The sequence below is a fragment of the Chamaesiphon sp. VAR_48_metabat_403 genome (assembly GCF_031422475.1).
In the GTDB taxonomy this organism is placed as follows: Bacteria; Cyanobacteriota; Cyanobacteriia; order Cyanobacteriales; family Chamaesiphonaceae; genus Chamaesiphon.
In genome coordinates, this window is the sequence record NZ_JANPLS010000457.1 from 1 (window position 1) to 5254 (window position 5254).

8 protein-coding genes are annotated in these 5254 nt (G+C 46.5%); 5 read left to right on the forward strand and 3 right to left on the reverse strand.

What is annotated here, in order from left to right:
• Positions 1–147 precede the first annotated feature (147 nt).
• Positions 148–1431 carry a Glu/Leu/Phe/Val dehydrogenase gene (locus tag RMO79_RS22015; RefSeq protein ID WP_310485410.1) on the reverse strand — a complete coding sequence of 428 codons (1284 nt, stop codon included), beginning with the start codon at positions 1429–1431 and terminating at the stop codon, positions 148–150.
• A 154-nt stretch (positions 1432–1585) separates the two neighbouring features.
• Between RMO79_RS22015 and RMO79_RS22020 the strand changes: the two genes are divergently transcribed.
• From RMO79_RS22020 to RMO79_RS22040, 5 genes are all read left to right on the forward strand, one after another.
• Entirely contained in the window at positions 1586–1975 is a 390-nt protein-coding gene (locus tag RMO79_RS22020) for an HPF/RaiA family ribosome-associated protein (RefSeq protein ID WP_310485411.1), read from the forward strand.
• Entirely contained in the window at positions 1941–2597 is a 657-nt protein-coding gene (locus RMO79_RS22025) for a phosphoribosyltransferase (protein ID WP_310485412.1), read from the forward strand. The genes RMO79_RS22020 and RMO79_RS22025 overlap by 35 nt, the downstream gene beginning before the upstream one ends.
• Before the next feature lie 271 nt (positions 2598–2868).
• Positions 2869–3192, forward strand: coding sequence for a hypothetical protein (locus RMO79_RS22030; protein WP_310485413.1), 324 nt, complete (start codon positions 2869–2871; stop codon positions 3190–3192).
• Between the two features lie 105 nt (positions 3193–3297).
• Positions 3298–3819, forward strand: coding sequence for a universal stress protein (locus RMO79_RS22035; protein WP_310485414.1), 522 nt, complete (start codon positions 3298–3300; stop codon positions 3817–3819).
• 77 nt (positions 3820–3896) lie between these two features.
• Positions 3897–4367 (forward strand): pyridoxamine 5'-phosphate oxidase family protein, encoded by a 471-nt coding sequence (locus RMO79_RS22040; RefSeq protein WP_310485415.1) that lies wholly within the window; start codon positions 3897–3899, stop codon positions 4365–4367.
• 142 nt (positions 4368–4509) lie between these two features.
• Here the strand turns inward: RMO79_RS22040 and RMO79_RS22045 are convergent, their stop codons facing one another.
• Both RMO79_RS22045 and RMO79_RS22050 read right to left on the reverse strand, forming a co-directional pair.
• Positions 4510–4989 (reverse strand): plastocyanin/azurin family copper-binding protein, encoded by a 480-nt coding sequence (locus tag RMO79_RS22045; protein WP_310485416.1) that lies wholly within the window; start codon positions 4987–4989, stop codon positions 4510–4512.
• A gap of 16 nt (positions 4990–5005) precedes the next feature.
• Positions 5006–5254: fatty acid desaturase (locus tag RMO79_RS22050; RefSeq protein ID WP_310485417.1), on the reverse strand; the 249-nt coding region annotated here is incomplete at its 5' end.

The following is a 5254-nucleotide window of genomic DNA, read 5'->3' on the forward strand; positions in this document are numbered from 1 at the left end:
TAGCAAATCACATAAGCACAATCAAAAGCCTATCTCATGCTGCTTGTGATGGACGTGCTGATATTTAAGATGATTTAGCAGCGGTACTTAAACGAAGCAAATACCCTTAATCCTTTGGCGTAGCCTCTCCTTCAAGAGCAACTCACGTTAACTGATATAGAAATCGCGGGTGCCCTTGGCATCTATTGCTTCCCCAATTCGATCGAGTGCATGAACGTAGGCAGCAGTCCGCATCGAAATCGACTTCTGTTGCGCGATCTCCCAAATCCGCTCGGTTTCTTTCACCATCTTTTGCTTCAAGCGATCGTTCACCTCCTCAACCGTCCAATACAAACCACTCCGATTCTGTACCCATTCAAAATAACTCACCGTCACGCCACCCGCATTAATCAGAATATCGGGGAAAACGTGAATCCCTTTTGCTTCTAAAATGGCATCGGCAGCAGCCGTAATCGGGCCATTCGCCGCTTCAAAAATATACTTCGCCTGCACTGCGTTGGCGTTTTTCGCAGTAATTTGATTCTCCATTGCCGCAGGTACGAGGATGTCTACATCTAGTGTCAGCAGTTCCTCATTGGTAATAGTTTCGTACTCCAAGATATTGCAAACCGTCCCTTCGCAGTATGCGGCTTTGAGATTCCGCGTCGAGTGCTTGAACTGTTTGACACTGGGAATATCCAGCCCACCTTTGGCATAAATACCGCCCTGAGAGTCGCTCACCGCAACAACTCGATAACCAGCCTGCCACAGCAAATCGGCAATAACTACGCCCACATTTCCAAAACCTTGGACGGCAACGGTGGTGTTTTCCCGCACGGTTTGGAATTTAGGCATCAGGGTTTCGATCGCAAAGAATGTACCCATACCTGTCGCGGTGTCCCGCCCTAGACTACCGCCCATCGTCAGGGGTTTGCCTGTAATCGCGGCGGGGACGATTTTGCGGTGAATCGTGTTGTAACGATCGGCCATCCAACCCATAATCATCGAGTTGGTTTGCACATCTGGGGCGGGAATATCCACATCGGGGCCGATAAAATCGGCGATCTCATTGATATAGCCTCGACTCAGGCGTTCTAGCTCCAATTTGGAGAGTTGTTTGGGATCGATCGTAATTCCGCCTTTGGCACCCCCAAATGGTAAATCCAGTGCCGCACATTTGAAGGTCATCCAGAAGGCGAGGGACTTGACTTCATCGAGAGTAACGCTGGGATGATAGCGGATACCGCCCTTAGTGGGGCCTCTGGTGTCATCGTAGCGCACTCGATAACCCTGAAATACCTGTAAGGAGCCATTATCCATCCGCACGGGGATAGAAACCTGCAAACTGGACTTAGGAAATTTGAGACGTTCGATCGCATCTTCGGAAATGGAGATGTGGTGGAGAGCTGCATCTAGCCGTTGACTGGCTTCTGCGAATAGAGATTCTGCCATAGTTGTAGAGCGAACTTTTTGCCGTTCGAGTTGTCATTATTCGTCGATTAGAACCAAAGTCAAACCAGCTCGTGCAAGCCTGCACTTTTACTCACAAGTTCCTCAGACTTTCATTCTACATTGAAGAGTGAGCAGCTCAAGAGGTTACGAAATTATGCGATTGACTCTCCAAATCATCTGGCAAAATCTCTCCCCGTTGGACACGATTGAAACCAAGATTCGCAAACATATTGCCAAGTTAGAAAAATTTTCCGATCGCCTTAGTGATTGTCGCGTCGTCATCGCAGTACCCCATCGCCACCATCATCAAGGCAATATTTACCACGTCCAAATTAACCTAACCGTTCCTCGTTGCGAATTAGTTGTCAATCGCCAGCCGCCAGCACAGCAGGCACATGAAGATCTTCACGCTGCCATTGGCGATGCCTTCAAGAGTGCCGAACGTCAACTTAAGGACTACGCACAGCAACAACGCGGCGAAATCAAAACACACGTAGGAGGTGAAACTGATGCCGAGCGAGACTCGATTCCCCAATCGCACTGAGGCGGGAAAATTATTAGCCAGCCAACTTACCCAGTATGCCAATCGCCCTGATGTTCTCGTGCTCGGAATTCCTCACGGCGGCGTAGTAGTAGCCTTTGAGGTGGCAAAGGCACTCAACGCGCCCTTAGATATCTGTCTGGTGCGAAAACTGGGTGTCCCTGGAAATCCAGAACTAGCGATTGGGGCGATTGCCAGTAGTGGGTTTGAAGTATTGAATGAAGATCTGCTCGACTGGATGCGAATTTCTGGTCATACGATCGCCGAAGTTGCCGATCTCGAACTTCAGGAATTACAACACCACGATCGGATCTATCGGGGCGATCGATCGCCACTAGAAATCCGCGCTCGAATTGTCATATTGGTAGATGATGGGCTGTCAACAGGTGCGATGATGCGAGCGGCGATTGGCGTACTCAAACCCCAGCACCCGCAGCGAATAATTATTGCCGTTCCCGTTGCGCCGCTCGACACATGCGATCGATTGAGAACCGAAGTCGATGAGGTGGTGTGCCTCATCACCCCCGAACAGTTTTGTGGGATCGGTCTTTGGTACGAAGATTTTGCTCGAACAACTGATGATGAAGTGTGTGAATTGCTAACTGTAGCAATCCCTAATCCTTAATATTAACCCAAGTTGCTAGTTACGATTCGACTAATTCAGCATCGTCAGAATTATCATAATCTTTAAAATCTGTCGCAGTTGGCATTATTAACCTCTCTAATCTAGGAACGCTGTCTCTAAATGGTCAGAGTTATCATAAACTTCGTCACAAACTAAAATCGAATAGATTGAGCAATTCTCGTTCCGCGACGCTTTGCGAACGATTCTACTTTTCACAAGAACCTCACAAGTTAATTGTAGGCTGAATGTATGAGTAAAGAGAAGTATTGACATGAAAAAGATAATTCTTCTTTCATTGGTATGTGTAGAATTTTTAGTAACTGTACCTTTGACAGCAAGTGCGCTAAACACGCAAGAATTCAGTCTGAGCTTGGATCGAGAACAGAATGTCCTCCCAACCCAAACTCATCCCCCTTACCAAATTGGATATACCGTTCATTACCGCAGTCCTCGCAACAGGCAATGGACTCTAGAAGGTTTCCATGCCGAGCGTCGTGATGCCGAGCGTGTTGCCCGCAGATTACAGCGAAGTGGGTTTAGAACCAAAATTCGCTCGCTCGCAGCAGCCGAACGTCGTAAGAATGGAAATTACTAGATTAACTTAGATTAAAAATGCAAAAATCTCACATCTTTCTCGAACTCTATTTGTATAGCGATCGCCCATTGCGATCGACAATATCCAAAGCAAAAAGGAATTAATATGTTTCACAAAATTTTGGTGGCAATAGATGGCTCGGACGCTAGCCATGATGTGTTTAAAACAGCACTCGATATTGCGAAGGCCGATTCCGCACAGCGGACGCTGCGCGAACGAGCTAATCTGTTAATCTTACATGTTTTATCTTTCGAGGAGCAGAATAGTGTGTCGATTCCGATGTCTACAGGGTTGGAATATTTTCAAGCTGCGGACAGTCAAACCTTGGAAATAGATCGAGAACGGTGGCAGACTTACGAACAACAAAGCTTGGATCTATTAAAGTCGCTAGTCGATCGAGCAACTGCCGCAGGTGCGATCGCTACATTTCATCAAATTTCTGGCGGCCCCGGTCGCAAAATTTGTGAGTTTGCCGAGTCGGAGGAGATCGATCTAATTGTAATGGGACGCAGAGGTTTATCTGGTGTGAATGAGTTCTTGGTGGGCAGTGTTAGCAATTATGTCCTTCATCGCGCTCCCTGCTCTGTGCTGATTGACAAAAAGCGATCGATCTACCGATCGAGCTAACTGCGCTGTCCACTTCAAGATTAACTTTTCTTACTCCAGAGGCTATGCCTACGATCGAATCTTTAGAGAGAAGAATTATGTTAAATATCGATGAAATGAGTGCCAAAGAAAGCCGCGAATTGCTCCAAAAAGTAGGTTACGGTCATCTCGGCTTCATCTACGAAGGAAAACCATCGGTGATTCCAATGCACTATTATCTCGAAGGTGCGGATATTTATCTATTTACAACCGAAGGGATGAAGACCTATGGCATGGACGCGAATCCAGAAATTTGCCTACAGGTTGAAGAAGTACAAGGATCGCTGCATTGGCGGAGCGTGATGGTAAAGGGTCGAGCCGAACGGCTGAGAGATCGATCGGAAATCGATCGAATTATGCAACTGATTAAAGATCGTAATCCCACTCTTTCTCCGGCCATCAATCGCACTTGGATCGATGCCTGGGGACGTGGAGATGCGCGCAGCATTTATCGGATTTCTCATTATCAGATGAGCGGACGGATGACTGATGGTATCAGTAGCAACAAGGATATAAATCTACCTCATTAGATGTGAGTACCCTCACGAGTTCCTCTTGTTTTTTACATACAGTAAGACATAAGCAACATCGACTAAATTTATTTTTCAGAAGGCACTGCAAAGCGATTACTTACGGTAGAATCCACTAGCAATTGTTTCGTCATCAGCGAAGCTATGGAGCCACGGCAATTGTACCAGTCATCCCAGCTTCTGTATGTCCAGGAATCGTACACCGCAATTTGTAGTTTCCTGGCTTCATTGGTACCAATACCCATGCAGCATTAGTACTCGGACGCAATTCTAATTCTTGAATTGCGCCCTTAATTTCGACATTACCAGCATCAACTTTTTGACTCCAACTACTGCTGGCAAATTCCATTGCCGTGAAATAGTGTTTTTGGGAACTGGAATTAGACAGCAGTAATTTGTATTTTTTACCTGTTACTAACTGCACTCGATTGGGGAAAAACTTGAGTTCATTAGCAGTATTCCCCAAACTAATTTTGATTTCAGTTGGTGCGGTAACTATCGTTAGCGCAGCCGCTCCTGTGGAGAATCGATCTGCCAGCACTGATGATGTTGGGATACAGAGTCCTATTATCATCATCAGGCAACAACACCAAAATTTAAAATGGTCGAGGAGAAATCTCATAATTATTATTCCGATCCTAGTGAGCGATCGCCGATTCGGTTCGAGAGAGTGGCAGCAAGTAGTGTCGATTCCTAATATCTTGAGGGTTAACCGCGCCAATTGTCGAAGGATGCCGACCTAGCTCGATCGTTTCGTGCAGATAACCTTTGCCCTGAACCATCAGTGGCAATCCATTCCGTTGTAAAACTTCCTGAATGAGATCGAATGCTACGGGCAAGCGATTGAAGGGTATGTCTGGGAACGCATGATGAACGGCATGATAATT

What these genes read in the sequence shown, in the direction of transcription:
- RMO79_RS22020 (WP_310485411.1), top strand. Translation starts at nt 1,586, where the DNA reads ATGCGATTGACTCTCCAAATCATCTGGCAAAATCTCTCCCCGTTGGAC.
- RMO79_RS22040 (WP_310485415.1), top strand. Translation starts at nt 3,897, where the DNA reads ATGTTAAATATCGATGAAATGAGTGCCAAAGAAAGCCGCGAATTGCTC.
- RMO79_RS22025 (WP_310485412.1), top strand. Translation starts at nt 1,941, where the DNA reads ATGCCGAGCGAGACTCGATTCCCCAATCGCACTGAGGCGGGAAAATTA.
- RMO79_RS22035 (WP_310485414.1), top strand. Translation starts at nt 3,298, where the DNA reads ATGTTTCACAAAATTTTGGTGGCAATAGATGGCTCGGACGCTAGCCAT.
- RMO79_RS22015 (WP_310485410.1), bottom strand. Translation starts at nt 1,431, where the DNA reads ATGGCAGAATCTCTATTCGCAGAAGCCAGTCAACGGCTAGATGCAGCT.
- RMO79_RS22030 (WP_310485413.1), top strand. Translation starts at nt 2,869, where the DNA reads ATGAAAAAGATAATTCTTCTTTCATTGGTATGTGTAGAATTTTTAGTA.
- RMO79_RS22045 (WP_310485416.1), bottom strand. Translation starts at nt 4,989, where the DNA reads ATGAGATTTCTCCTCGACCATTTTAAATTTTGGTGTTGTTGCCTGATG.